The organism is Streptomyces sp. TSRI0281 (genome assembly GCF_001905125.1).
Taxonomy (GTDB): domain Bacteria; phylum Actinomycetota; class Actinomycetes; order Streptomycetales; family Streptomycetaceae; genus Streptomyces.
On sequence record NZ_LWLE01000037.1, the window covers coordinates 344033 to 370596 of the forward strand.

General features: G+C 71.4%; 21 protein-coding genes and 3 pseudogenes. 13 read left to right on the forward strand and 11 right to left on the reverse strand.

Going from position 1 to position 26564, the window contains the following annotated elements; genetic code table 11:
• Positions 1-195: 195 nt before the first annotated feature.
• The 5 genes from A6A29_RS40505 to A6A29_RS47390 all read right to left on the reverse strand — a co-directional run bounded on the left by A6A29_RS40505 (position 196) and on the right by A6A29_RS47390 (position 5137).
• Positions 196-1272 (reverse strand): chitinase, encoded by a 1077-nt coding sequence (locus tag A6A29_RS40505; RefSeq protein WP_198953575.1) that lies wholly within the window; start codon positions 1270-1272, stop codon positions 196-198.
• A gap of 156 nt (positions 1273-1428) precedes the next feature.
• Positions 1429-2646 (reverse strand): mandelate racemase/muconate lactonizing enzyme family protein, encoded by a 1218-nt coding sequence (locus tag A6A29_RS40510; protein WP_073728735.1) that lies wholly within the window; start codon positions 2644-2646, stop codon positions 1429-1431.
• A gap of 12 nt (positions 2647-2658) precedes the next feature.
• Complete coding sequence (locus A6A29_RS40515; protein ID WP_143197158.1) at positions 2659-3621, reverse strand: D-2-hydroxyacid dehydrogenase; 963 nt, start codon at positions 3619-3621, stop codon at positions 2659-2661.
• Complete coding sequence (locus tag A6A29_RS40520; RefSeq protein ID WP_073728737.1) at positions 3618-4583, reverse strand: PmoA family protein; 966 nt, start codon at positions 4581-4583, stop codon at positions 3618-3620. Before A6A29_RS40520 ends, A6A29_RS40515 begins: the two co-directional genes overlap by 4 nt.
• A gap of 296 nt (positions 4584-4879) precedes the next feature.
• A complete protein-coding gene (locus A6A29_RS47390; protein ID WP_241838830.1) occupies positions 4880-5137 on the reverse strand; it encodes a hypothetical protein in 258 nt (85 codons plus the stop codon).
• A gap of 48 nt (positions 5138-5185) precedes the next feature.
• Between A6A29_RS47390 and A6A29_RS47395 the strand changes: the two genes are divergently transcribed.
• Both A6A29_RS47395 and A6A29_RS40530 read left to right on the forward strand, forming a co-directional pair.
• On the forward strand, positions 5186-5962 hold the full coding sequence (locus A6A29_RS47395; protein ID WP_241838831.1) for an alpha/beta fold hydrolase: 777 nt from the start codon (positions 5186-5188) through the stop codon (positions 5960-5962).
• 238 nt (positions 5963-6200) lie between these two features.
• Positions 6201-7511, forward strand: a complete 1311-nt coding sequence (locus tag A6A29_RS40530; RefSeq protein ID WP_107468412.1) for an alpha/beta hydrolase family protein — start codon at positions 6201-6203, stop codon at positions 7509-7511.
• On the opposite strand, the gene A6A29_RS48305 is transcribed toward A6A29_RS40530, so the two are convergent.
• Positions 7484-7714 carry a hypothetical protein gene (locus A6A29_RS48305; protein ID WP_385732433.1) on the reverse strand — a complete coding sequence of 77 codons (231 nt, stop codon included), beginning with the start codon at positions 7712-7714 and terminating at the stop codon, positions 7484-7486. The genes A6A29_RS40530 and A6A29_RS48305 overlap by 28 nt on opposite strands.
• Here A6A29_RS48305 and A6A29_RS40535 point away from each other — a divergent pair.
• A complete protein-coding gene (locus A6A29_RS40535) occupies positions 7685-7879 on the forward strand; it encodes an alpha/beta hydrolase (RefSeq protein ID WP_241838845.1) in 195 nt (64 codons plus the stop codon). The genes A6A29_RS48305 and A6A29_RS40535 overlap by 30 nt on opposite strands.
• A 192-nt stretch (positions 7880-8071) precedes the next feature.
• Here the strand turns inward: A6A29_RS40535 and A6A29_RS40540 are convergent, their stop codons facing one another.
• Together A6A29_RS40540 and A6A29_RS40545 are read right to left on the reverse strand one after the other, a co-directional pair.
• On the reverse strand, positions 8072-9517 hold the full coding sequence (locus tag A6A29_RS40540) for a glyceraldehyde-3-phosphate dehydrogenase (protein WP_073728741.1): 1446 nt from the start codon (positions 9515-9517) through the stop codon (positions 8072-8074).
• A gap of 552 nt (positions 9518-10069) precedes the next feature.
• Positions 10070-10390, reverse strand: a pseudogene (locus tag A6A29_RS40545) (ATP-binding cassette domain-containing protein); the annotation flags it as partial.
• 269 nt (positions 10391-10659) lie between these two features.
• Here A6A29_RS40545 and A6A29_RS40550 point away from each other — a divergent pair.
• The 9 genes and pseudogenes from A6A29_RS40550 (at position 10660) to A6A29_RS40585 (ending at position 19859) form a co-directional block, all read left to right on the forward strand.
• A pseudogene (locus A6A29_RS40550) lies at positions 10660-11291 on the forward strand (response regulator).
• Between the two features lie 49 nt (positions 11292-11340).
• Entirely contained in the window at positions 11341-12480 is a 1140-nt protein-coding gene (locus A6A29_RS40555; protein ID WP_241838832.1) for an MFS transporter, read from the forward strand.
• Between the two features lie 468 nt (positions 12481-12948).
• Positions 12949-13788: pseudogene (locus A6A29_RS47400) on the forward strand (chitosanase); the annotation flags it as partial.
• Positions 13762-15075, forward strand: a complete 1314-nt coding sequence (locus A6A29_RS47405; RefSeq protein ID WP_241838846.1) for a discoidin domain-containing protein — start codon at positions 13762-13764, stop codon at positions 15073-15075. The pseudogene A6A29_RS47400 and the gene A6A29_RS47405, both read left to right, overlap by 27 nt.
• Before the next feature lie 69 nt (positions 15076-15144).
• Positions 15145-16491, forward strand: coding sequence for an MFS transporter (locus A6A29_RS40565; RefSeq protein ID WP_079183244.1), 1347 nt, complete (start codon positions 15145-15147; stop codon positions 16489-16491).
• Positions 16488-17507 (forward strand): TolB family protein, encoded by a 1020-nt coding sequence (locus tag A6A29_RS40570; protein WP_073728747.1) that lies wholly within the window; start codon positions 16488-16490, stop codon positions 17505-17507. The genes A6A29_RS40565 and A6A29_RS40570 overlap by 4 nt, the downstream gene beginning before the upstream one ends.
• Before the next feature lie 129 nt (positions 17508-17636).
• Positions 17637-18623 (forward strand): dihydroxyacetone kinase subunit DhaK, encoded by a 987-nt coding sequence (dhaK, locus tag A6A29_RS40575; protein ID WP_241838833.1) that lies wholly within the window; start codon positions 17637-17639, stop codon positions 18621-18623.
• 160 nt (positions 18624-18783) lie between these two features.
• Positions 18784-19452, forward strand: coding sequence for a dihydroxyacetone kinase subunit DhaL (dhaL, locus tag A6A29_RS40580; protein ID WP_073728751.1), 669 nt, complete (start codon positions 18784-18786; stop codon positions 19450-19452).
• Entirely contained in the window at positions 19449-19859 is a 411-nt protein-coding gene (locus A6A29_RS40585; protein WP_073728753.1) for a PTS-dependent dihydroxyacetone kinase phosphotransferase subunit DhaM, read from the forward strand. Before dhaL ends, A6A29_RS40585 begins: the two co-directional genes overlap by 4 nt.
• Positions 19860-19994: 135 nt before the next feature.
• Here A6A29_RS40585 and A6A29_RS40590 read toward each other — a convergent pair whose 3' ends face one another.
• Entirely contained in the window at positions 19995-23456 is a 3462-nt protein-coding gene (locus A6A29_RS40590; RefSeq protein ID WP_073728910.1) for a phosphodiester glycosidase family protein, read from the reverse strand.
• Between the two features lie 224 nt (positions 23457-23680).
• Between A6A29_RS40590 and A6A29_RS40595 the strand changes: the two genes are divergently transcribed.
• Positions 23681-24184 (forward strand): NUDIX domain-containing protein, encoded by a 504-nt coding sequence (locus tag A6A29_RS40595; protein WP_073728755.1) that lies wholly within the window; start codon positions 23681-23683, stop codon positions 24182-24184.
• Here A6A29_RS40595 and abc-f read toward each other — a convergent pair.
• Both abc-f and A6A29_RS40605 read right to left on the reverse strand, forming a co-directional pair.
• The gene (gene abc-f, locus A6A29_RS40600; RefSeq protein WP_073728757.1) at positions 24148-25845 is read right to left on the reverse strand and encodes a ribosomal protection-like ABC-F family protein; all 1698 of its coding nucleotides are present in this window, start codon (positions 25843-25845) and stop codon (positions 24148-24150) included. The genes A6A29_RS40595 and abc-f overlap by 37 nt on opposite strands.
• A gap of 230 nt (positions 25846-26075) precedes the next feature.
• Positions 26076-26393 (reverse strand): DUF6191 domain-containing protein, encoded by a 318-nt coding sequence (locus tag A6A29_RS40605; protein WP_073728759.1) that lies wholly within the window; start codon positions 26391-26393, stop codon positions 26076-26078.
• Between the last annotated feature and the right edge of the window lie 171 nt (positions 26394-26564).

Below are 26564 nucleotides of genomic sequence, written 5' to 3' on the forward strand. Positions count from 1 at the left end.
GGCCCGCTCGGGCGTGCCACCGCCCGGTACGGACGAGCACCACGATATGTACCCGATCCCCGGCGCCGCCCGCGGCCGCGCTGACGGGTTCGCGCCGCGGTCCGACAGCGAGCGGCACAGCGGCGGGCCGCTCCGTCCCGGAGGAGCCGGCCGGTGATGCACCGGGCGCCGACGCCGCCCGGTGCACCGTGTCGCTCAACGGCCTTGCAGGGACTTCACGTTGTCGCCGAAGGTCCAGCCCTTCGAACCGTCCCAGTTGAGGGACCAGGTCATCAGGCCCTTCAGCGCGCCGTTGTAGCGGTTCCATGCCTGCGAGACGAGACCGGTCGACATATGGCCGCCACCGGCGCCCGGCTGCGCGGGAAGTCCGGGCACCTGCTTGTCGTAGGGCACCTTGATCGTGGTGCCCTGGACGACGAGCCCGGCGTTGAGGCAGTCGGTCTGCGCGGTGAATCCTTGGACCGTTCCCGCGGAGTAGGAGTCTCCGGAGCAGCCGTACATGCTGCCGTTGTAGTACTGCATGTTCAGCCACCAGAGGCGGCCGTTGTCCGCGTACTTCTTGATGATGGGCAGGTACGCGCCCCAGATGGAGCCGTAGACCACGCTGCCCCCGGTGACGTACGCCGTTTCGGGAGCCATCGTGAGGCCGAAGTTCGACGGCATCTGCGCGAGCACCCCGTCGATGATCCGGATGAGGTTGGCCTGCGAGGCCGACAGCTGGTTGATGTTGCCGCTGCCGACAAGCCCTGTCTCGATGTCGATGTCGATGCCGTCGAAGTTGTACTTCTTCAGAATCGGCACCACCGTCGCGACGAAGCGGTCGGCGACGGCGCTGGAGCTCAGGTCGATCCCGGCCGCCGCACCACCGATCGACATGAGGGCGGTGAGGCCGGACGCCTTGGCCTGACACATCTGCGCCGGGGTCGCGACCTTGACCGTCGCGTCCATCCCGTCCTCCCACAGGACGGTTCCGTCCGAGCGGATGACGGGGAAGGCCGCATTGATGACGTTGTACCCGTGGCCCGTGATGCGGGAGTCGGTGATCGGGATCCAGCCGAGCGGCGGGTGCACCCCGTTCGCCGCGCCGTCCCAGTTCTCCCAGTAGCCCTGGAGCACCTTGCCCGCAGGTTTCGACTTCACCGCGCAGGTGTCCGCCTGTGCCGCGCTCGGTGTGTCCGCCCGCGCCGCGCTCGGCGGCGCCGCCGCGACCATCAGCTGTACGACGAACGCCGTTGCCAGACCGATGCCCAGCAGACGTGACGTGCGACCCATCATCCGTGTCCCTTCCCGCCAGGGCCTGCCGCCGTCCGGCGCGAAAGGTTCGCACCCGACCCCACCCATGTCGTGACCCTGCCAAACCGTAAAATGGTCCAGACCTCCGGTCAATAGGTCTGGACCAAGTGGCCCGAGTTGGCGGCCGGGTGGCGATCAGGCCATGTCCCACACTCCCGGCGCGGTCGGCGGCAGCGTGACCAGACAGCGGTAGACGGCGTCCTCACGGAACGGGTAGCGCCGCTCCGTCTCCGGGTCGAGCCGTACGCCGAGCCCCGGAGTCCGCGGGGCGCACAGGTGTCCCGACTCCAGACGGAAGGGTTCGGCGAGGAGTTCGGCCCGCAAGGGGTAGCCGGGCATCGGCCACTCGGCCAGCCGCCCGCCCCCGGCGAAGGCCACATGGTAGTTCGCGGCCTGGCACACGGCGCTGCCCCAACAGTGGACGACCGGCTCGACGCCGTGCTCCCGAGCCCCGGCGAAGACGGCCAGCGCCTGCCGCGGGCCGCCGACGACGGTGACGTCCGGCTGCACCATGTCGTAGTACCCCCGCGCCATCCGCTCGGCCAACTCCTCGGCCGTGGACACCGTTTCGCCGCCCGCCACGGGGCAGCCCGCGGCCCGCCGGAGAGCGGGGTAGTCCGCCGTACGGGCCGGGCCCAACGGCTCCTCCAGGAAGTGCACCGGCTCCCGGGTCCTGGCCCTGACCGCGTCCAGGAACGCCAGTGTGTCCGCCGCCGACTGCCCGGGATCGGCCAGGTTCTGCGCCATGTCGATGGCGATGCCGACGCCGTGGCGCGCGGCATGCTCCAGCGTCCATACAGCCTTGTCCGCCTCGTGTCCGCGGGCCCTGATCTTGAACGTGCTGATGCCGAGTGCGGCGACGGCCTCGATCTCGGCACCCATCGCCGCGGGCGAGGCGGAATCGCCCCCACTGGCGTACAGCCGGATGCGGTCGGTGCGGCGGCCGCCCAGCACCTCGTACGCCGGTCGGCCCGTCCGCTTGCCGAGCGCGTCGACGAGGGCGGTCTCGACGGCCGACACGACATGCCGGGCGGCCCCCTGGAGGCTCCAGTACCCCGTGACGAGAACCATGTCGCGATACCGGCCGGCCAGATCGTCGGCCGGGCGTCCCACCAGGTAGGGGGCCATCAGCTCGACCGTCGACGTGAAGACCCGCGGTGCGAAGACCGCGAGGTACGCCTCACCGAGCCCGGTCGTGCCGTCGTCCAGAGTCACCTCGACCAGGCCGGTCGTCCGCCACCCCGTGGGCAGGGACGTGATCACTTCGAGGTTCTCCGGATCCGCGTACGGGGCGCTGAGCAGCACCGGCCGGATCGCCGCGATACGTGCGCCGGGATCTGTGGGTTCGGTCATCCTGTCGTCACCTCAGAATCCCCGGGACCACTGCACGGTGTTGCGCAGCGGTGCCCCGGTCCCGTATCGCAGCCTGTTCTCCGCGAACAGATCGATGACCCGGCTGCTCTCGTCGTCCGAGCCGCCGGCGGTGTGCTGGGTGAGGACGACGTTCGGGCAGGTCCACAGCGGGTGCCCGGAGGGCAGGGGCTCCTGCTCGGTGACGTCGAGCACCGCGCCGCCGAGCCGGCCGGAGGCGAGTTCGGCCACCAGGGCGTCCTCGTCCACCAGAGATCCCCTCCCCGCGTTCACCAGGACCGCGCCGGGCCGGAGCCGGGCGAGCCGTCGCGCGTCGAGCAGACCGCTGGTCTCCGCGGTGCCCGGCAGAAGTCCGACCACCACGTCGAAGGACGGCAGTCGCTCATCGAGCTCCGCGAGGGTACGGATGTCCCCCGCGCCGCGGGCGAAGTGCGACACGGCGCAGCCGAAGGGGCCGAGCAGTTCGGCCAGCCGCCGTGCGATGGACCCCCGGCCCAGGACGAGCACCCGCGCGCCGGTCAGCAGGCGCAGCCGGGGCCGCACCACGGGCTTGGCCCAGGTACCCCGCACACGGAGCCCGGACAGCTCATCGATGCCCCGGTGGAGCGCGAGGATGCCGGCCAGGCACGACTCGGCCACCGGGTCGGCGAAGAGGTCGCCGAGATTGGTGACGGTCAACCGCCGCCCCAGGAGAGCCCAGTCGAGCCCGAGGTAGCTGTCGATCCCGACCGAGGCGAGCTGCAGCCAGCGCAGCCGGGGCGCCGAGGCGACCCGGTCCGGCCGCGGATTGCCCAGGGCGACGTCGGCGTCGGCGAGGGCCCGCGCGTCGTCGGCGTCGGTGGTCCCCGGCTCCGCGAACCGGACCGGCCCGCTCCAGAGCCTGCGAAGGCGCGCCCGTTCATGGTCGTCGAGCGTCAACTCCACGTACAAGCAGGCGTCGTTCGTACGCGTACTCACCACGGGTGCTCCTCCAGGTACGTCTCGATCCGCCTGCGGTCCCACGCGCCGTCCGCGACGGTGACGCGGTAGCGGCGGGCGAGGGTGTCGCCCGGCGCGAGTTCCAGTTCGTCGAAGAACGCGAAGGACGGGGCGACGGCGGCGAAGGGCTCATTGCGGACGAACCAGTGCGCGGGATGGGTGCCCCCCTTCCCCGTATGGTCGTTCTCCGGGGCGTGCCGGAAGATCAGCGTGCCGTGCCCGTCGGCGCCGTCGTGCTCCCCGCTGTAGGCGAGCCAGGGGGCCTGCGTCCCCATCAGTCCGGGCCCCTCGCCCTCCGGGCCGAGCACCCGCCCGCCCCGGAACGCGCGCGGCCCGCGCCAGAAGAGCCCGGTGTAGCCCGCGGCCTCCCGGCCGTGGGTGGTGGGGCTGCCGAAGCACAGCGGCTCGGCACGCCGGTTGGTGATGGCACTGGACCAGGTCAGGGTCCAGCTGCCGCCCGTTTCGGTGGTCGCCCCCGGGCCGGTGGGCGCATGGGCGTACTCCACATCGTGCACCTCGATACGGCGCAGCTCGTCCGCCCAGTGCGTACCGTCATGGTGACGCCAGCTCAGCCGCTCGGCGACGACCGCGCGCCCGTCCGCCGCCGTGACCTCGTCGAAGCCGAGGTGGGCCATGGAACCGACGCGTTCGGGCAACGGCACGTAATCCTGGCCGTGGACGTAGGTGTTGCCGCCCCACAGATTCTGTCCGGACAGATGGGAGGCCGTCATCTGCAGGCCCTTGTGCCATCGGTGGTCATGCGGACGGTAGTCGGTGACAACGTTATCGCCGAGCGTGCGGATGGGATGCAGATACGGCTTCGGGGCCTCCCAGGCCGCTTCCGGCCGGTAGACGTAGCTGATGAGATCGACGCCGCCGCTCTCGTCCGTGACCGTGATCCGGTCCCCGTGGGCATGCGTGATACGCAGTGGACTGCTCATGTCCGAGTCTCCTGTGGATACGCTTGGAAAGCGCTTTCCACGAACCTATGGCCTTCGCTCCGGAGACGTCAACAGCTCACGACGCCCGAGCGGAGGGGGCGTTGCCGGGGCTGCGGCACACGGTCGTGCCGCGCCGCACGGCCGGGCGGGCGGATGACCGGTTGCAAGACCGGCCGGGTGGCCGACCGTGCCGACGTCAGGCCCGGCGCAGCTCCAAGAGGCGCTCACGCGTCCGCGCGTGGAGAGCCGGAGGACCGCTCACCGCTCCTGCCCGGCGTGCGGGTCAGACGCGCGGGTCAGACGTGCGGGCCCGTTGTTCGCGGCGTTCGCGGCTCGGCGGGAAACAGGATCGGGCTGAGCAGGTACCGAGTGCGCTCCGGCGAGGGTTCACGGTTCATACGGGCCACGATCACGCTGCGCAAGTCGTTGATCATCTCGGCGATTTCCTCCTGGCTCAGCCAGAGCGCGTGCTGCCGGAAACCCACCAGGTCCGCGGTCGGTTCGGCGCCGTCACGGTCGAGGTAGGCGTCGAATTCGGCCATCAAGGTGGCCATGGCCACGGCGAAGCCGCGGCGGCCGTCGTCTTCCTGCCGGGCGCCGGGATGGTGGGCCTGGACTATCTGAACACTCACGACAAGGTGGCCGAGTTCACCACCAGCGTGCTCTACGACCGCGCCGGGACCGGGTGGAGCGCACGGGCCGAACTCCCCCGCACCGCCGCCGAGGTCGCCGACGAACTCCGCGCGGTCCTGCGCGCCGCCGGCGTTCCCGCTCCCTACGTACTGGTGGGCCACTCACTGGGCGGCGCCTACGCGCGCCGTTACGCGCAGCGCTTCCCCGACGAGGTGGCCGGGCTGCTCCTGCTGGACCCCTTCCATGAGGACCTTCACACGCACGGTCCCCAGGAGGCGCGGGAGAAGCTGGCGCAGATGCACGCCCGGGACGTGCCGGAGCTGACGCGGGAACAGCTCCTGCAAGCCCGTGACCAGGTCGCACCGCTCTTCGGGACGTGGCCGCTCCCTGTCCGCGAACCGCTCATCGAGCACCACATCACGGCCGCGTGGAAGGCCGGGCTGCACGAGGACCGGAATCTGTACGACGAGGTCGCCGACGAACTCCGGAACGCGCCGGACCTCCCGGATGTACCGCTGACCGTGATCACGGTCCTGGGGCACGACGACACCCAGGCCCAGCTGTGGTCCGCGCAGACCCTGCGAAGGATCAACGAGGCCAAGACCGCGCTGCACGCGCAGTTGGCCACCTCGGTCCCGCACGGTGAGCACCGGATCCTTGACGACGCCGGGCACGGCTGGCTTCACGAGGAGCGTCCGGATGTCGTGCTCCGGTCGATCCATGACCTGCGGGCCAGAACCGCGTGACAGCCGGCGGAAACCGGCTCCGCTTCCTCCCCTGTCCCCGTCTCGTCCCGCCCCGTCTCGTCCCGCCCCGTCTCGTCCCGAGGCCCCTCACCGACGGCGTACGCGCCCCTGAGCGGGAGTCGGGGATGTCCCCGGTCGTACCCGGAGTTCCCGCTGTGTGCCGTCCGCGGGCGCCGCGACGCTGCCAGTCTCGACGGGAGAAAGCCGCGTGACCTCCGACCACGGATGAGGAATGCCGATGAGCGACGCAGCAGGCCGCCCGACACGCAGATCAGTACTGACCGCAGCCGGGGCGGCGGGACTTGTGCTCGCCACCGCGGGCGTGGCCGAGGCGCACACCCGCCCCCTCGATGCCCTGCCTGCGGGGGCAGGCCCACGATCGGCCACCGGAATCCGGACGGGCCGGGTACGGCTGACGCTGCCGAGGCCGGCCGGACCGCAGCACATCGGGACCCTCTCCCTGCACCTGATCGACCATGCGCGCCAGGACCCGTGGACGTCGCACCCGTCGCCGCGCGAGCTGATGGTCACCCTGTGGTACCCGGCCCGGAGCACCCGGGGCTTCCGGCGCGCCCCCTGGCTGCCACCGGTGGCGGCGGCTCAGTTCCGGCAGCAGATCAGCAAGGACCTGCGGACGCCGATGGACAACGTGGACTTCCCACTGACCCACGGTCATGAGGGTGCGCCCGTACGCCCGCACCCCGGCGGTCATCCGGTGATCCTCTTCTCCCCCGGCTACCGCGCACAGCGTGGGCTCAGCACCGCGCTCGCCGAGGATCTGGCCGGCCGGGGCTATGCGGTCGTGACCATCGACCACACGTACGACAGTCAGATCGTGGAGTTCCCCGGCGGCCGACTGGAGCTGGGCCGGCAGCCGGCCCGGCCGACCGATGCCAACGTCAGGAAGGCGCTGCGGGTCCGTATGGACGACACCGGGTACGTCCTGGACCGACTCGCCGCGCTGAACGCCGGGAGGACGACGAATACCGCGCACAGCGGCAGCGGTTCGGGCGCCGGACACGGCCAGTTGCCCCAGGGGTTGCGCGGCTCCCTCGATCTGTCGAGGATCGGTATGTTCGGGCATTCGCTCGGCGGTGACACCGCCGCCGAGGTCATGGCACGGGACAGCCGTGTGCTCGCCGGTGTCAATCTGGACGGCAGTTTCAACGGAGCCGTCGCCGCCACCGGCCTCGACCGCCCGTTCCTGCTGATGAGCAACGCCAACCACGGGCGTCACAACGACCCGTCCTGGAAACAGTTCTGGTCACATCTGCGTGGCTGGCACCTCGAACTGCGCCTGCGCGACTCGGGGCACCAGACCTATACCGATCTGTCGCCGCTGGTACAGCAGTTGGAACGGGCGCTCACCCTCCCGCCGGAGGTGGTCGCCCAGTTGACCGCAAGCATCGGTACGATCGACGCCGACCGGGCCGTCGCCGCCGAACGTGCCTATCTGGGCGCCTTCTTCGACCTCCATCTGCGCGGCCACGACAGCCATCTGCTGTCCGCACCGTCCCCGCGCTACCCGGACATCTCGTTCGTGCCGTAACCGGGACGGCGGGGCAGCAGGGCGCGGGGCGGATCATCGATGCCGACACCCGCCTCGTCGCGGTCGTCGGCCGGCCCCTGCCCCGCAACCGCAGCGACGGCAAGGCAGGGGAAGAACGAGGAACGCCCCTGTCCGGCGGCCAGGCCATGCACCGGGCCGTGCGCGGATCCCGGATGGTCACCGTCGCCGGCGGAGAGGGGCACATCGTCACCGGCAGCAACTCCTGCGGGGACAGGAGCGCCACGGTCTACCCGACCACGGGCAGGCTCCCGGCCAGGGACCTGACCTGCCGGGCGCCTGCTGGGCAGAAGGCGAAAACCCGCACGCTTCCCGGCCCGAATTCCCCGAGAACGCACGAACGTTTGTGACCCTCAGCTGTCCAGGGGCTTGTGGGGCCTTCCACCGGCGGAAGGCCCCACCTCGCGTTCGTCACCCTCCGCGCCCTGCGCGGAGACCGCTACTGAACGTAGCCCCCTTGTCGAAGCGATCGCAGACTTGCCAACCCACTGCTGACGAACTGCCTTCGTTGCCGGCGAAGTCGCGGATCCTGGAACCCGGGATCAGACCGCCGGGGCCGGGTACGTCGGGTATTCCACCCCGGAGACGTGCTGGACGACCCGGATGACCTGGCAGGAGTAGCCGAACTCGTTGTCGTACCAGAGGTAGAGGATCGCGTTGTCGCCGTCGACCTTGGTGGCGCCGGCATCGACGATCGAGGCGTGGCGCGAGCCGATGAAATCGCTGGAGACCGCGTCGGGGGCGCTGATGAAGTCGATCTGCCGCCTGAGCGGCGAGGTCAGCGAGACGTCCCGGAGGTGGTCGAGGACCTCCTCGCGGGTGGTCTCGCGTGCGAGCCGCAGGCTGAGGATCGCGATCGAGACGTCCGGCACCGGGACACGGATCGAGCTACCGGTGATCGGCGCCTCCAGCTCGGGCAGCGCCTTGGCGACGGCCGAGGCGGCGCCGGTCTCGGTGATGACCATGTTGAGCGCCGCCGAACGGCCGCGGCGGTCGCCCGAGTGGTAGTTGTCCAGCAGGTTCTGGTCATTGGTGTACGAGTGGATGGTCTCCACGTGGCCGCGCAGGACCCCGTACTCGTCCGCCATCGCCTTCAGCGGCGGGACGATCGCGTTGGTGGTGCAGGACGCGCAGGACAGGATCTGCTCGTCCGGCTTGATCGTGCCGTGGTTGACGCCGTGCACGATGTTGGGGACGTCGCCCTTGCCCGGCGCGGTCAGGACGACCTTGGCGATGCCGGGACGCAGGTGCTTCGAAAGGCCCTCGCGGTCGCGCCACTTGCCGGTGTTGTCGATGAGGATGGCGTCCTTGATGCCGTACGCCGTGTAGTCCACCGACGTCGGATCGTCGGAGTAGATCATGCTGATCTCGTTGCCGTTGGCGATGATCCTGCTGTTCGCCTCGTCGACGGTGATCGTGCCCTGGAACTGGCCGTGGATGGAGTCACGGCGCAGCAGCGAGGCGCGCTTGACGATGTCCTGGCCAACGCCCCTGCGGACGACGATGGCGCGCAGCCGCAGACCGTTGCCGGAGCCCGCCTTCTCGATGAGCAGGCGGGCGATGAGGCGGCCGATGCGGCCGAATCCGTAGAGGACGACATCGCGCGGTTCACGGCGCTCGATCTTGTCGGCGCCCGTGGCTCCGGCGACGGCCTCGGCGGTGAACTCCTCGACCGAGAGGCCACGCCCATCGGTCGCGTACGTCGCGGCGAGCATGCCGATGTCGATCTGGGACGGGCCGAGGTCGAGCGCGGTGAGCGCGTTCAGGAACGGCAGCGTCTCGGTGACCGAGAGCTCCTCACCGGCGATCTGCCGGGCGAATCGGTGGATCTTGAGGATGCTGACCACCGACTTGTTGACCAAGGAACGGCTGTGGAGCAGGACGGTGATGTCCCGCTCCCGGTGCAGCTTCCCGATGATCGGGATCATCGACTCCGCGATCTCCTCGCGGTGCTTCCAGTTGGTGAACGCGTCTTCATTGACAGTCACAGGTTTATCTTTCGAGCTAGGCGGCGCTCATATGGTAACCCGCTGCCGTTTTGATCATCCAAACGGTGTCGCCCCTCCAGCCGGTGTCACCTGGGCGGGATGTCGCGATCGGAGCCCGGGGCCGGGTCGGCGGCGGTCCGGTCCGGTGGCACACGCGCGGATGCACCGGCTCCCTTGCCGATCGTCGCGAAACCGGGGGCCATCGCGAGACCGTCGACGGCGGCCGGGGGCAGCGGTGATTCCTTCAGGTCCGGCAGCGGAATCCTCCGGCGAGATGCCGGAGCCCGGGAGCGAACACCGGTGGGGCGCCGAGAGCCGCGTCAACAGCAGACGGTCCCCTTCCAGGGCGATCGCGTATGCCGAGACGCGCGTCTGCACGGGACTTCGCACTGCCTGCCTCCGGAGGTCCGGGAACTCCCTCGGTAGCTTCGGCGGGTGATCAGTCGTACGGGTGTGGGCAAGGATGGCGCACGGTCGGCCTCGCAAGCCGGGTACCCGGTCGCGAGGCCGGCTCTGACGGATGCCGTGCTGTGGACGGCACTCATGGGAAGCCCGCTTCGGGGAGATGCCGTTACTCCGGGCCTGCGCGAGGAGGTGGCTGCGTGCGGAGCGCGTGGGGTGCAGTGCCTTCGCGTCGAGCAGTGTTCCCACTTCCCGGAGGGGGTGGCGGTACGCGGAGTAGGGCCGGCCGTCGATGAGTGCCTCCCCGTGGGAGGGGTGGTCCAGGCCGAGGATCATCCTCATGGTCGTGGACTTGCCCGCCCCGTTCGGGCCGAGGAACCCGGTCACCTGCCCTTCCGCGATGTCGGAGGTCAACCGGTCGACGGCGACCGTCTCTCCGTACCGCTTCGTCAGATCTCTCAGGGTGATCACGCGCACTCTCCGTCCGCCGGTGTTTCCAGGTCTCCCCGGACCGTAGAAACCGGCGGGCCCCCGCCACATCCGTCCGGTGGAGGTGATCACACCCCCTGCTTTCGTCAGGGGGCCTCCGCCGTACGGCGATCCGCCGCATGCGGCCGACGGCCGAGGGCTGTCCCCCTGCCCTTCGCCAGGGGTGGATCCGCGTGCGCCCGCCGGGGATCCACGGAATAGTCCCTGGTTACGCTGTGCCGGTGGTCCGAGTGCTGGTGGCAGACGACGCGATGGTCCGTGCCGGGGTGTGCGCGATCCTGGCGCGGGATCCCGCGATCGAGGTCGTCGCCGAGGCGGCCGATGGCCTCGCGGCCGTCGAGGCGGTGCGCGACCACCGGCCCGCCGTGGCTCTTGTGGACATCCAGATGCCGAGGATGGACGGGATCGCCGCCGCTGCCCGGATCTACCGCGAACTGCCGGACACGGCAACGGTCATGCTGACCACCTTCGGCGAGGACGACTTCATCGCCCGTGCCCTGCGGTCGGGTGCCAGTGGATTCCTCCTCAAGGCGGACGACCCCAGGGAACTGCCGGCAGGAGTACACGCCGTGGCCGCGGGGGGGGGGGCGCCTACCTGTCGCCCAGGGTCGCCGCGCGGGTGATCAGTGGACTGCGCACGCACGGTATGCCGGTCGGCGCAGCGCCGCACCATCCGGTGAACACGCTCACCGAACGCGAACACTCCGTCCTCTCGCTCCTCGGCGTCGGCCTGCCCAACGCCGAGATCACCGCCCGCCTGCACCTGGTCGAGGGCACGGTGAAGGCACACGTCAGCGTGATCCTCGGCAAGCTCGGGGTACGCAATCGCGTGGAGGCGGCGCTGGCCGCCTGGGAGTCGGGCCTGGTCGGCCCCGTCCGGTAGCCCGAACTTCATCTACACCCTCGGCAGCGGCCTCTACCTGACCGCCGGGGTGCTCTACTTCACCCAGGCCGTTCACCTCCCGGCGGCCCGGGTGGGGCTCGGACTCGCCATCGCCGGTGCCGTCTCGCTCGCCTCGGGGATCGCGGTCGGGCACATCGCCGACAGACACGGCGCTCGCGGCGTCTACGCGGCGACCCTCATCGTCCAGGCGCTGGCGACGGCCGGCTTCTTACTGGCGGACAGCTTCTGGCCGTTCGTCCTCGCGGTCTGCGTGGCGACCGGCGCGAAGGCTGCGGGGATCGCCGCGCGCGCTCCGCTCATCAGGCGCTATGGCGGGGACCGGCCGCAGGAGTTCCGTGCCCGCCTCCGCGCCGTGACCAATATCGGCATCTCCTTCGGCGCCCTGCTGGCGGGCTGGGCCGTCCAGGTCGGCACCCTCACCGCCTACCATCTCCTGGTCATCGGCAACGCCGTCGCCTTCATGGCCTCCGCGGCAGCCCTGGTGCTGCTGCCTCCGGTCACACCCGTCCCGGCCGTTCCCGAACCTCGCTGGACCGCCCTGCGAGACCGGCCCTACCTCCTGCTCACCGCCCTCGACGGCATCATGGCCATTCAGTTCAAGGTACTGACCGTGGCCATCCCGCTCTGGCTGGTAGCGGCGACCACAGCTCCGCACTGGCTCATTTCGGGCACCATGATCGTCAACACCGTCATCGTCATCACGCTGCAGGTACGCGCCGGCCGCTCCATCGGTTCCCCCGCCGCCGGCGCGAACGCCTACCGTCGATCCGGCGTGGCGTTCCTCGTCTCCTGCTCCCTGATCTCACTGTCTGCGGGAATCCCCGCCTGGGCTGCCGCCACACTGCTCATGACCGCCGTGGTGATCCATACGGTCGGCGAGCTGTGGCACTCCGCCGCGGGCTTCGAGGTGTCGTTCGCCCTCTCCCCGCCGCATGCCACCGGCCAGTACCTGGGCGTGTTCGGCCTGGGCACCGGACTCGCCGAAGCCCTCGGCCCCGCCCTGCTCATCTCGCTCTGCATCACCTGGGGCCGCCCCGGGTGGTACGTCGTGGGAGCGCTGTTCACTCTGACGGGGCTCGCCGCCCCGTTCGCCGTCCGCCGGGCACAACGTCACCGACAGCCCCCGCAGGCGAGGCGGGAAATCACCGGGAGGACATCGGCCGCCTGAGCGTTCCCGGCATCCGCGATCTTCGCCGAGCTCGCGGCCGTCTTCACCGGCGAGTGCCGCCAGTACACGGAGCGGGCCGACGTCTGACCGTACGCCCGCCGGCACCTCCCCCGCCCCTCGCAGAGGCTGACCACGGTGGGCCCCGGTTCCCGAACCGCTCCAGGAGCGCACCGAACGCGTGGGGCGCCCCCGGGGCGGCTTTCACGCCCCCAGGGGCGAAGTGCATCTGATATGCGGGCAGTTCACCGCGAGGGTCTTCCTCGTCGGGCGCCGGGCGCCCAACTCCCCACACCCACCCGGTAGTCCTATATTTTTTGCGCGCGCACCCTTGCGCCCGACCCGTCGACAGCGTACCAATGTGGCCAGCAATAGGAAGGAAAGCTTCCTAACAGTCAACTGCTGCCGCCCCCACTGCTGCAGGACCGGCGCCGGCATGCCCCACAACCGCAAGGAAAGTGGAGGAACCACATGCGCACACCCCGCCCGGGGTCCGTCTCCCCACCGTTCCGACGGCATCCCCGCCGACGACGTACCGGACTCCGGATAGCCCTCGCCATGGCGCTCGCCGCTGTGCCCGCCATCGTCGCCATGAGCGTCGGCCGGGCTGCCGAGACGGCCGACCTCGACGATCCGGCAAAGAAGGAGATCGCCCTCCAGATCGTCTCCAGTGCCGAGAACTCGACTCTCGACTGGCGCGGCGAGTACGACTACATCGAGGACATCGACGACGGCCGCGGCTACACCGGCGGCATCGTCGGCTTCTGCTCCGGCACCCACGACATGCTCGAACTCGTCGAGTACTACACCGAGCAGGAGCCGGACAACCCGCTCGCCCCGTATCTGCCGGCGCTGCGCGAGGTCGACGGCAGCGACTCCCACGAGGGTCTTGACCCCGGCTTCACCGACGCATGGCAGGAGGCGGCGCGGACCCAGGGGTTCCAGGCGGCGCAGGAGCACGAGCGCGACCGGGTCTACTTCGATCCGTCGGTCGCCCGGGCCAAGGACGACGGACTGCGCACGCTCGGGCAGTTCATCTACTACGACGCCATCGTGATGCACGGCCAGAGCGGCTTCGAGTCGATCCGTGACGATGCCCGCGCCGAGGCCGAGACCCCCGCGGAAGGCGGCGACGAGAGCGACTACCTGGGCGCGTTCCTCGACGCGCGCGTGGCCGAGATGAAGTCCGAAGAGGCACACGAGGACACCAGCCGGGTGGACACCGCACAGCGGGTGTTCCTGGAGAACGGCAACTTCGACCTCCGGACGCCACTGACCTGGAAGGTGTACGGCGATGAGTTCCACATCGCCGACGAGCCCGCGGGCAGCTTCGGCGGGACAGTCGAAAAGCGCGCCGATCAGCTCATCTCGCGTTCCGCACCCGCCACTTCGTCGTCCGACGAGGACGCGTCCCTGGCGCCCGCCAAGGCCGTCGACGGCGACCGGAACACCCGATGGGGAAGCGCGGAGGGCAAGGACCCGCAGTGGATCCGGCTGGACCTCGGCAAGGACGCGACGGTGTCACGGGTCACGGTCGAATGGGAGGACGCCTACGCGGACGCGTACCGGATCGAGATGTCGGCGGACGGCAGCAAATGGACCGTGCTGGCCGCGGAGACCGCCGGGAACGGTGGCACGGACGAGTGGACCGGGCTGACCGGCAAGGGCCGCTACCTGCGCGTGTACGGCACCTCCCGCGGCACCGAATGGGGCTACTCGATCAAGGAGTTGGAGGCGTTCGGCGCCCGCGGTGACGGGCCGGGGCCGACCGATCCGCCGGACCCCGCCGGCGCGTTCACCGTGGTGGGTGCCGGTGACATCGCCGACCAGTGCACCGCCAGTCAGTCCGGGTGCCAGCACTTCAAGACCGCGGCCCGCGCCAAGGCCATCAACCCGGCCTTCTACATCACCATGGGCGACAACCAGTACGACGACGCCCACATCGAGGACTTCCGCAACTACTACGACAAATCCTGGGGCACGTTCAAGGACAAGACGTACCCGGTGCCCGGCAACCACGAGGCGTACGACGACTGGGACAACCAGGACGAGCGGGCCTACCGCGAGTACTTCGGCTCCCGGGCGACCCCCAAGGGCAAGATGTGGTACAGCTACGACTACGGCAAATGGCACTTCGTCGCCCTCAACTCCAACCGGTTCGACGAGCAGGAACAGATCGACTGGCTCAAGGCCGACCTCGCCGCGAACAAGAAGAGCTGTGTGGCCGCCTACTTCCACCACCCGCTCTTCAGCTCGGGCAGCCACGGCAACGACCCGGTGAGCCAGCCGGTGTGGAAGCTGCTCCAACAGGGCGGCACCGAACTGGTGCTGAGCGGTCACGACCACCACTACGAGCGGTTCGCCCCGCAGACCGCCAACGGTGTGGCCGACCCCAACGGCATCGTCGAGATCCTGGGCGGCGCCGGCGGCAAGGACCTCTACGGCGCCGGTGACACGGTCCAGGGCAACAGCCTCAAGCGGATCTGGGACACGTTCGGCGTCGTCAGGCTCGACTTCACCGACAACTCCTTCACGTCCCAGTTCGTCGGCACCGACGGCACGGTGCGCGACACCAGCCCCACGTACACCTGCCGTTGACACTTCGGGCGCGGCCGCTGCCCCTCCGGGCGGCCGCGCCCGTCCGCTGCCCACGCTCCGGGACCCCACATGTATCTCTCGGCAAACAAGGCACGACAGGACACGACCGCGCCCCCGGCGACTTCCACCCCGTCCGCCACCGGCACGACGAACGGGACCGGCACGACCGACACCGGCACGGCCACCGGCACCGGACGCGGCCGCGTCGCCGGAACCGTCATCGCCCTCGGCACGGTCAGCCTGGTCACCGACATCTCCTCCGAGATGGTCACCGCCGTCCTGCCCCTGTACCTCGTCCTCGGCCTCGGCCTGAGCCCGCTCCAATTCGGCTTCCTGGACGGCCTCTACAACGGCATCACCGCGTTCGTCCGGCTCGCGGGCGGGCACATCGCCGACCGCTGGCGGCGCCACAAACTCGTCGCCGGTTCGGGATACGCCCTGTCCGCGGTGTGCAAGCTGGCCCTCCTGCCGGCGGGCGGCTCCATCCCCGCCCTGTCCACCGCGCTCGCCGCGGACCGGATCGGCAAGGGCATACGCACCGCGCCCCGCGACGCCCTGATCTCGCTCAGCAGCGACGAACGGCATCTGGGCCGCGCCTTCGGTGTCCACCGCGCCATGGACACCACCGGGGCCATGATCGGGCCGCTCCTCGCCTTCGCCCTGCTGTGGGCGACCGCGGACGCCTACGACGCCGTCTTCGTCGTCAGCTTCTGCTTCGGCGTGCTCGGCGTACTGCTCCTGATCGCGTTCATCCCCGGTCGCGACGAGCTGGGTGCGCTCCCGGGCGCGCCCCCCGCACCCGCGGCGAAGCGGCCCACCGCGACCCTCCGCTCGACCCTGCGCCTGCTGTCCCTCCCGCCGTTCCGCCGCATCCTGCTCGCCGCCGCCCTCCTGAGCCTGGTCAGCGTCACCGACGGCTTCCTCTACCTCGTCCTGCAGAACCGCATGTCGCTGGACGCGGCCTGGTTCCCGCTGCTCCCGCTGGGCAGCGCCACCGTCTACCTGCTGCTCGCCGTGCCGCTCGGCCGCGCCGCCGACCGCGTCGGGAGACGCGTTCCGTTCCTGGCGGGACATCTCGCGCTGCTCGGGGCGTACGCGGCCCTGCTGTTCCCGATCGGCGGCTGGCCCCTGGCCGGCGCGGTGCTGCTGCTCCACGGCACGTACTACGCGGCCACCGACGGCATCCTGATGGCCCTGGCCGGCCCGCTGGTACCGCCGGACCGACGGGCGGGCGGGCTCGCCCTGCTCCAGACGGGCCAGGCGACGGGCCGGCTGTTCGCCTCCGTCCTGTTCGGCGCCGCGTGGACGGCGTGGGGCGTGAGCACCGCCCTGGCCGCGGCCGCGGTGGCCCTCGCCGCCGTCTTCGCCGCCGCCTGCTTCCTGATCCCCGCCCATGCCTTCCGGGAGACCCCATGAGCCCTGTGACCCCGCGCGTCCGTGCGGTGGCCGTGACCGCCGCCGGTGCGATGCTGGCGGCGGTCGCCGTCGTGTACACCGTGCACGCCGCCGACCGCGCCGACACCTCCTCCGCCGTCACGTCCTCGCACGTCACGCCCGGCGACACCGCCGGGCTGTATCTGCGGACGGCGAAGGGCACCGTCGCCGTCCAGCCGACGACGAGGACGGGCGGGACCGCGCGCGAGGAGACAGCCCTGTCGTGCCGCCGCTTCCACACGAGCGGCGGCACGGCGGTGTGCCTGACCACCCGGCCGGGACTCCGGCCGATGACGAGAGCGGTCATCCTCGACGACACCCTGCGCACCCGCCGCACGGTCGACTTCGGCGGGACACCGAACCGCGCCCGTGTCTCGCCGTCGGGCCGGGTGGTGTCGTGGACGGTGTTCGTCTCCGGCGACTCGTACGCGACGTCCGCGTTCTCCACCCGCACCGGCATCCTCGACACCCGCACCGGCTATCTGATCAAGAGCATGGAGACCATCCAGCTCTACCTCGACGGCAAACGCCACCACGCCCCCGATGTGAACTACTGGGGCGTCACCTTCACCGACGACGACAACCGCTTCTACGCGACCGTGTCGACCGGCGGCAGGACCCACCTCGTCGAAGGGGACCTCAAAGCGTGGAAGGCGCACACCGTGCGCGCCAACGTCGAGTGCCCCTCCCTCTCCCCCGACGGGAAGCGCATCGCGTTCAAGAAGCGCGTCCGTGAGGGAGCCGGGAACCCGTGGCGGCTCCATGTACTCGACCTGGCGACCATGCGCGAGACACCGCTCGCCGAGACGCACAGCGTCGACGACCAGGCGGCCTGGCTGGGCGACGGCACCGTGGCCTACGCCCTCCCCCGCGGGACGGACTCCTCGGACATCTGGTCCGTACCGGCCGACGGCACCGGCACGCCCCGCCTGATCGCCCGCGACGCCTCCTCCCCCTCATGGGTCCCGCCCGCCCGGTCGGACACGTCACCCCGATGACATGACGGATGCGTGATCCCTCCGCCACGTCGCTTCCCGATCACGCGGGTCTCTTCGATACTCGGTGTCATGCACTCCGAACCCAGCTCAGGGGCCGGCCGGCACTCTTCCCAGGAGGAACTGTTGAGAATGCTCATCAATGTCCCGGAGACCGTGGTCGACGACGCGCTCCGGGGCATCGCCGCCGCACACCCCGAACTGACCGTCGATGTCGCCAACCGGGTGGTCGTGCGCCGCGACGCCCCCGTGGCCGGGAAGGTCGGGATCGTATCCGGCGGCGGGTCCGGGCACGAGCCGCTGCACGCCGGGTTCGTCGGGCCGGGAATGCTGTCCGCCGCGTGTCCCGGGGAGGTGTTCACCTCCCCGGTGCCCGATCAGATGGTGCGGGCGGCGGCCGCCGTCGACAGCGGGGCGGGAGTCCTGTTCATCGTCAAGAACTACACCGGTGACGTACTGAACTTCGAGATGGCGGCCGAACTCGCCGAGGACGAAGGGGTGCGGGTCGCCCAGGTGCTCATCGACGACGACGTGGCGGTGAGCGACAGTACGTTCACGGCCGGGCGGCGGGGCACCGGCGCGACGCTGTTCGTCGAGAAGATCGCCGGAGCCGCCGCCGACGAGGGGGCGCCGCTGGACCGGGTGGCCGACCTTGCACGGCAGGTGAACGCGTCGTCGCGGAGTTTCGGAGTGGCACTGAGTTCGGTCACCACCCCGGCCAAGGGCAGTCCCACCTTCGATCTGCCACCGGGTGAACTGGAGCTGGGCATCGGCATTCACGGCGAACCCGGCCGGGAACGGCGTCCCATGATGACGTCCGGGGAGATCGCCGACTTCGCGGTGAACGCGGTACTGGAGGATCTGCGGCCCACGGGACCGGTGCTGGCACTGGTGAACGGGATGGGGGCGACGGGACTGCTGGAGCTTTACGGGTTCAACGCCGAGGTGCAGCGGGTGCTCTCCGAGCGGGGTGTGCCCGTGGCTCGTACGCTCGTGGGGAACTATGTGACCTCGCTCGACATGGCGGGCTGCTCGGTGACGCTCTGCCAGGTCGACGAGGAGCTGTTGCGGCTCTGGGACGCGCCCGTGCAGACGGCCGCACTCCGTTGGGGCCGCTGAAACGCCGGTACGCCCATAGCGTCCGATCCGCCGTACGGTCCGGCACCCGCACGTGCCGGACAGCCCCGCACGTGCCGGACAGCCCCGCACGTGCCGGACAGCCCCGCACGTGCGGGACAGCCCCACCTGTGCCGGAGGGGCCAGAGGAACAGGAGATCATGTGCTCGACGCCGACTTCTTCCGCCGGTGGATGGCCGCCACCGCGGCTGCCGTGGACCGTGAGGCGGACCATCTGACCGAGCTGGACTCGGCGATCGGCGACGCCGATCACGGCAACAACCTCCGGCGCGGCTTCACCGCGGTCTCGGCGGTCCTGGAGAAGGAATCCCCTCGGACGCCGGGAGCCGTGCTGACCCTCGCCGGACGACAGTTGATCTCCACCGTGGGCGGGGCGTCCGGGCCGTTGTACGGAACGTTGCTCCGGCGTACGGGCAAGTCCCTGGGCGAGTCGGCCGAGGTGACGTCCGGGCAGCTGGCCGAGGCGTTCGCGGCGGGTGTCGCGGCGGTGGGGCAGCTGGGCGGGGCGCAGGCCGGGGACAAGACGATGCTCGACGCGCTGCTGCCCGCTGCCGACGCCCTGGGCACATCGTTCTCCGCCGCCCGGGACGCGGCGTGGGCCGGTGCGGTGGCGACGGTTCCGTTGCGGGCGCGTAAGGGACGGGCCAGCTATCTCGGGGAGCGCAGCATCGGTCACCAGGATCCGGGGGCCACCTCGTCCGCGCTCCTCGTCGCCGCGCTGGCCGAGGCCGAACAGCCGGCCGAGGACGGGCAGGTGGCCGAGGACGGGCGGGCGGCCGACGGATCGACGGCCGACGGGAGCGGCGCATGAGCGGGCGCGCACAGGTCGGAATCGTCCTGGTCTCGCACAGCGGGCCGGTGGCCGAGTCCGTCGCCGAGCTGGCCCGGGGGCTCGCGGCCGGAGGGGCGACCGCGCCCGTCGCCGCGGCCGGGGGCCTGCCGGACGGTGGACTCGGAACGAGCGCGGAGCTGATCGCGCGGGCCGCCGAGTCGGTCGACCGCGGGGCCGGTATCGCGGTACTGGTCGACCTCGGGAGTGCGGTGCTCACGGTGAAGGCCATGCTCGCCGAGGGCGACGAGCTGCCGGAAGGGGCGCGGCTGGTCGACGCGCCGTTCGTGGAGGGCGCCGTGGCGGCCGTGGTGACCGCCTCGGCCGGTGGCGATCTCGCGGCGGTGGAGGCCGCGGCCTCGGAGGCGTACGGCTACCGGAAGGCGTAGGAGCCCGCGAACCGCCCGGAACCGCTCCGGGGCTTCCGGCACACGTCGCCGGCCCCGCCCCGATGCCTCGTCCACCGCGCACCGCCCCGGTCCCTCGTCCACCCCTCGTGGACGCGGGACCGGGGCGGCCGGGTGTCAGGCGGCCGGGGCTGCCGCCTGCGCCGCGATCTCGATCCGGGCCCGTTGCGTCGTGCCGTTGACCGTCACCGCGAGCGTGACGGTGCCGGGGCGCAGGGCCGTGAGCGTGCCCGTGACCGGGTCGAGGACGGCGGTGTGGCGGTGCCGGGCGTCCTCAGGGTCACCGACGTACACGTTCGGTGACCCTGTCCAGTCCGCGCTGAGCGGGAACGCCACCGGGACGGTGCGCGCGCCCTGGACGACGCTCGCGCCCACTTTCGTACGCTCCCCCGCGACGATCACCGTCGGTGCGTCGAGGGTGAGGGAGTCGACATGCGCCCGGGTCTGGACGGAGATCCAGTCGGGGCCGCCCCGCCACGGCCGCTGCCGGGCCGCCGCCTGCTCGCCGGCCGGTACCCGGTCGGCGCCGATGAGCGACCAGCCGGTGAAGCCGCCCTCGCCGGCCGGGCCTGCGGGGGCCTTTCCGGAGTTCCCGTTGATCAGATACGGGACTCCGTCGACGTGCGAGGCGTGGAAGACCCCGACGTGGCTGCCGATGAAGGCCGCGCCCTTGCCCGTCGTACGGCGGAAGTCGGCGAGCCACTGCTCGATGAGGGCCGCCTCCTTGCGGTCGCCGAGCCGGCTGCCCTGCTGCGGGGTCGGGTCGCGCGGCGGTACGTGTTCGATCACCGTGACCGAGCCGATCCGGCGGTCCCGGGCTGCCTTGTCGAGCTGCTCCCGGAACCCCTTGATCTGGGCGAACCCTCCGCCGCGCAGGCTGAGGCTGGAGGTGTCGAGGGTGATGACCCGGGTGCCCTTGTGGTCGAACGTCCGCTGGGCCGGGCCGAACTGGGTGACGAAGTTGTCGATCCTGCCCCCCATCACCTCGTGGTTGCCCGGTACGTAGTACCAGGGCAGGGCGTCGCCGAGTTCCTGGTCGAGTATCTGCCGGGCGAAGGCGAGGTCGGCGGGCGAGCCCTCGTCCACCAGGTCTCCGTTGACGACGAGGAAGTCGGGCCGCGCGGCCCTGATCTCGCGCAGGGTGCGGCGGGCCTGGGCGACGATGGCGCTGTCGGGGTCACGGGCGACGAACTGGGCGTCCGACATCACAGCGAACCGCCAGTCCCGGCGCTCCGTCACCGCTGCCGGGTCGATCAACGCGTCGGCCGGCTCCGTCTGTTCGGGCAGGTCGACGGTGGGCGGGACCTGGGCGGTCAGGTCGTCGACAACGATCTCGCCGGTGTACTGCCGGGCGGCCGCCGTCTCCGCCAGGTAGAACCGGTGCACGCTCAGCGGCATCGCGGCCCCCGGCGGTACGGCGAAGGTGACCTGCCGCCATCCGGTCCAGGTGACGTAGGGGCCGCGCAGCAACTGGTCGGAGCCCGCGGCGTCCTTGAGGTGCAGGGTCGGCCAGGCCCCGTTGCCGTCGCCCTTGATCCAGAGCCGGTACGACTGGGGCTGTCCGGCCACGGTCACCGGCCGGGGCGGGCTCGCGTAGGCCGCGCGGGTCGCGGTGGACCGGGTGAAGTCGTAGGTGAGCTTCAGTCCGGTGCCGGTGTGGCCCTCGGGTGTGGCGGTGAGGGAGCCCTCGGCCCGTGCCTGGCTGAACTTCCAGGACGCGGCGTCGTCGAAGGCGGCGACCGCCTGTTCGGCGAGGCCGACGCTGACCGCGAGGACGGTGGTGGTGCCCGCGACGGTGGCGGTGACCCGGCCGGCTCCGCTGCCGGTGCGGGAGGCGACGTCGAAGGAGCCCTGTCCGTTGTCGCGGATGTCGAACAGGTCGCGGTCGTAGTCGAGTTCGATGTCGCGCGGCTCGACGGGGGCGCTGGTGCCGTGGGCGTCGAGGCCGACGACGCCGAAGGTTCCGGTGGCCTTGGCGTCCGCGAGGCCGACGCGCCGGGTGGTCGGCTCGATGCGGGCGAGTTCGTCCAGGACGGTCAGCCGGGTGCTGCCGCGGGCGGCGCCCCGCCGGGCGGTCACGTCGGTGCTGCCGCTGCGGCGGGCGGTGAAGAGGCCATGGCGGTCGACCTTGCCGGTGGCCGGGTTCGCGGTCCGCCAGTCCGGGGTTCCGGCGGCGGGGCCGTACGTCTCGTCGTGACCGGCGGCGGTGAGGGAACGGGTCAGGCCGGGGAAGACCCGCTCCGGGTAGCCGCCCCTGACGGGGTCGGTGCCCGGCGCGGCCCCTGCGGGGGTCCGGGTCTCCACCCAGAAGCCCTTGAGTCTGCCGCTGCCGTCGGGGGCGGTGAGGGCGAGGCCGTTGGGGACGGTGCGCTCGCTGCCGTCGGACGGACTGTTCTCCACCTGGAGGGCGTCGCTGCCGGGCTCGCGCGCGACGAGCGTCGAGGAGCCGCCGCCGTCCAGGTTGAGTGCGCTGTACGAACCGGCACGGCGCATCATCAGGCCGAGTTCGGTGAGGGTGACGCCGCCGCTGTCGGCCTGCCGGCCGTCGACGGTGACGACCTGCATGGTGCGGCCGTCCCGGGAGAATCCGACCGCGGTGCGGGGCGCCGCGGTGTTGTTGCCCTCGCCGTCGTGGTTCTGGGCGGTGCCGTCGACGACCAGCAGCTCACGGCCGCCGACCGCGGTACGGGGAACGGACCCGCTCCCGGCGCGCGCCCGGAACGCGAGAGAGACCGGGTCGCCGGGCCGCAGCGCCGTCAGCAGGGCCGCTCCCGCTTCGCGGCCGACCAGGACGGTGGTGCCGTCCGGGACGGGGCCCGACCCCGGGGTGCCCGATACGGAGACGACCTTGCCCTCCCGTACGACGGCTTCCGCGACGGGCACCGCGGCGTCCACGGTCAGCTTGCGGTCCGCGCTGCCCCAGGCGGAGGTGTACGCGCCCACGCCCTGCGCCGGTACGTTCGCGGCGTTGTGAGCGGCCAGCGGGTGCTGTCCGGACGGCAGGGTCAGGGTGCCCTCGAAGTACAGCTCCAGGACCCGGCCCGCGTTCTCGGGACCGATGCCGACGGCTCGGTGGACGCCGGGCGCCGGGGAGTGGACGGGGACGCCGTCCTGGATGCCGGGGCCCAGGGGGGCACCGGTCTCGTTGATGTCGAAGAAGTCCGCGTTGATCGCGGCGACGGTACGGCGTCCGCTGCCCGGGTCGTGCCGGGCGGCGAGCTCGGAGACCGGGTGCCGCTCGGCGACCTTGCCCGAGGAGAGGTAGTCGGCGCGCACATCCTCGCCGTCGAGGTCCACGGAGAGCGCGTCGACCCGCAGCCACTTGTCGGATTCGAGCCGGTCGTACGAGCTGAGGCGCACCCCGGGCGCGATCGGCCGGGATGTGCGGGCGGTCTCGATGCCGTCGCCGTCCACCACGGAGCGCGTCCCGCCGGCCGCGCTCGCGGCGGGCGGGGCAACGGGTCTGAGGACTTCGGCGGCGTTACGGGGACGGGGGTCGGGGGTCGAATCGGCGGCGGCGGGGGCGAGAGCCCCGGCCGTCACCGCGGTCACCGTCGCGAGCAGCACGAGCGGCCGCATGGCGGTGCCCAGTATGCCAAGGCCCACAAATCCTCCTGGAATCAAGCTGGTTGCACGGGGGAAAGCGCTGTCGGCGGACAGCATGGCCGGGCGGACCGGGACACACCAGGGGACAACGGGGACATCGGAGGAAACACCGCGCGGCGGGTTGATGACCGACATGATCACCCAGGTGCGCCGCGTCGGCGTGGCGGCCCGCCGTTCCGGACCGCAGACTTGACGACATGTCGACGCTCAGGCGCAGCGCGGGTCTCCTCCTCTTCCGGGTGACGGTCACGGGGAGCGAGCGGGATGTCGAGGTGTTGATCGGGCACATGGGCGGCCCGTTCTGGGCGCGTCGCGAGGCGGCCGCCTGGTCGATCCCCAAGGGCGAGTACGGCCCGGAGGAGGAGCCCGCCGCTGCCGCCCGCCGGGAGTTCCAGGAGGAAGTGGGGCTACCGGTTCCGGACGGTGCCTGGGTGCCGCTCGGCGCGGCGCGTCAGCCGAGCGGCAAGACGGTGACCGTGTGGGCGGTGGAGGCGGAACTGGATCCGGCGGCGGCCGTCCCGGGGACGTTCACGATGGAGTGGCCGAGGGGGTCCGGTGTGCAGCGGGAGTTCCCGGAGATGGACCGGTTCGCCTGGTGCACACCGGAGCGGGCCGCCGAGCGCCTGGTCACGGGCCAGCGGGTCTTCCTCGACCGGTTGCGCGGTCATGTCCGCGAGGGACACGCCTCCTCGGACGGGTAGCCCTCGTGGGCCTTCTCCGGGCTCCGGACCGGGCGGCCGGCCCGCAGTTCCAGCACGTCTCCGGTGAAGCGGTCGCGGAAGCCGCGGTCGTGCGAGACCACGACGACGGCTCCCCGGTACCGCGTAAGGGCTTCCTCCAGCTCCTCCACCAGGCTCAGCGCGATGTGGTTCGTCGGCTCGTCCAGGACCAGCAGATCGGCGGGCCGGGTCACCAGCCGGGCCAGCGCCAGCCTGCGCTGCTGGCCGATGGAGAGGGCCGCGACGGGGACGGCCAGGTCCTCGGGGCGGAACAGCCCGAGGCCGAGGAGGTCCTGCGCGTACTCGTCCGGGAAGCCGGGGCGGCCGGCGGCGAAGGTCTCCAGCAGGGTGCGCCGGGTCGGCCGCTGCGGGAGTTCCTGCGGGAGGTAGCCGACCCGTGCCCGTCGCCGGACCGTGCCCGTGTCCGGGGCGAGGTCCCCGGCGAGCACCCGCAGCAGGGTGGTCTTCCCTGCGCCGTTGGGGCCGTTGACCAGGAGCCGTTGTCCGGGCTCGACGCGCAGGGCGGGCAGCTGGAGCCGGTCGCCGACGGAGACGGCTTCCAGGGCGAGCAGCGGCTCCGGGTGGTGCCGGTCGTCCTGCGTGGCGACGGCCGGCCGGGCGGTGAAGGACAGGGGCAGGGGCGGGGCGGGCACGGGTGAGCGGCGCAGTGCTTCGAGGCGGGTCCGGGCGGCCCTGACCTGGCCGGAGAGTTTGGCCTCGTGCGAGCGACGGTATTTGCCGTAGCCCTCCTTCGGGTCCTTTCCGGTGGCCGCGAGCCGCTGCCCGGCCGCGTCCACCAGTTCCTCGGTGCGGGCCAGTTCCGCCAGGTACTCCTGGTGCTCCTGGGCCCACCGGCGGCGGGCCGCGGCCTTGGCCGTGCGGTAGCCGTCCCAGCCGTCCCCGTACCTGGTGACGCCGCGCAGGTCGCGGTCGACCTCCAGGATCACCGAGGTGACGCGCTCCAGGAAGGCCCGGTCGTGCGTGATGGCCACGACGGTGCCGCGGTGGGCACGCAGGTGGTCCTCCAGCCAGCCGACGGCCCGGACGTCCAGGTGGTTGGTCGGTTCGTCGAGCAGCAGCAGTTCGGGGGCCGCGGCCAGCACGCAGGCCAGGGCGAGCCGGGACTGTTCGCCGCCGGAGAGGGTGGCGAGCGGCCGTTCGCGGGTGAGGTGCGCCAGGCCGAGGCCGTGCAGGGCCGCGTCGGTGCGGGCGTCGGCCCGGTAGCCGTCGCGTTCTTCGTAGGCGGTGAGGAGGTCTCCGTAGGCGGCGAGTTCCGTGTCCGTGGGTTCCCCCGCGGCGGACAGCGCGGTCTCCGCCGCGCGGATGCGGCGTTCCAGTTCGCGCAGTTCGGCGAGCGCCGCGTCGACGGCGTCCTGAACGGTGTCGCCGGGGGCGAGGGTGAGGGTCTGGGCGAGGTATCCGGTGCCGCCGGGGAACCGGACGGTGAGGTCCCCGCCGTCGGGCGTCTCCACCCCCGCCATCAGCCGGAGCAGGGTGGATTTGCCGGAGCCGTTCTCGCCGATGATGCCGGCCTTCTCACCGGGGCGGACGGTGAGTGTCACCTGGTCGAGTACCGACCGGTCTCCATAGCTCTTGGAGACGTCTTTCATGGTCAGTTGAGCGCGGTCGCGCTGGGGGTGCATGGGTGCTTCTTCCCTGAGGACAAGCCCGTGAAGGCGCGCGGAAGCGCACGGCGGGGCATGGATGCCGGACGGCGGAAGGGACTGCGGCACGCGTGGGTGCCCCTGGGGGCATCCGGCGACGCTCAGCGTCGGGCGGCGGCGTCCTGGCCGGGAATCAGCGGAAGAAGTAGTACGAACCCATGGACGAGAGTCTAGCGACGGCCCGGGGGGCCTGCTCGGCAATAAAAGGGTCAGCCTGCTTTCGGGAGGCGGATGACCGCCCGGCCGCCGGTCAGGTCGACCGTGGACCTGTTCGGCGGGGCGCCGTCCTCCTCGTCGTCCCTGAGCAGCAGTGCGCTCTGACGCTCCTTGAGTTCGCTCTGCTTGCCGGGCGAGAAGGTCGCGTGCAGTTGCTCGAAGCCGGTCGCCGACACCTGGCCCTGCCGGGCACTGTTGCGCCAGGGCAGTATCCCGGCCCGCCCGGCGCGCAGCAGCAGCTGGTCGACGAAGGCGAGCAGGGTCAGCCCGATCACCAGTCCAGGCAAAGTCATCAGTACGAGAAACCCCATGGGGTCAGTCTCACCCATGCCCATGGCCGGCCGCACCGGTTTCGCGACGTGGGTTCGGACCGGAAAATGCGGGCCGTCGCTGTGCTGCGGCGGCCCGCACGGTCCGGTGGGGGCTTTCCGTCGGCGGGCGACGGAAAGCTCCGTGGGTGACGGAGGTTCTCCGTCGTCGGG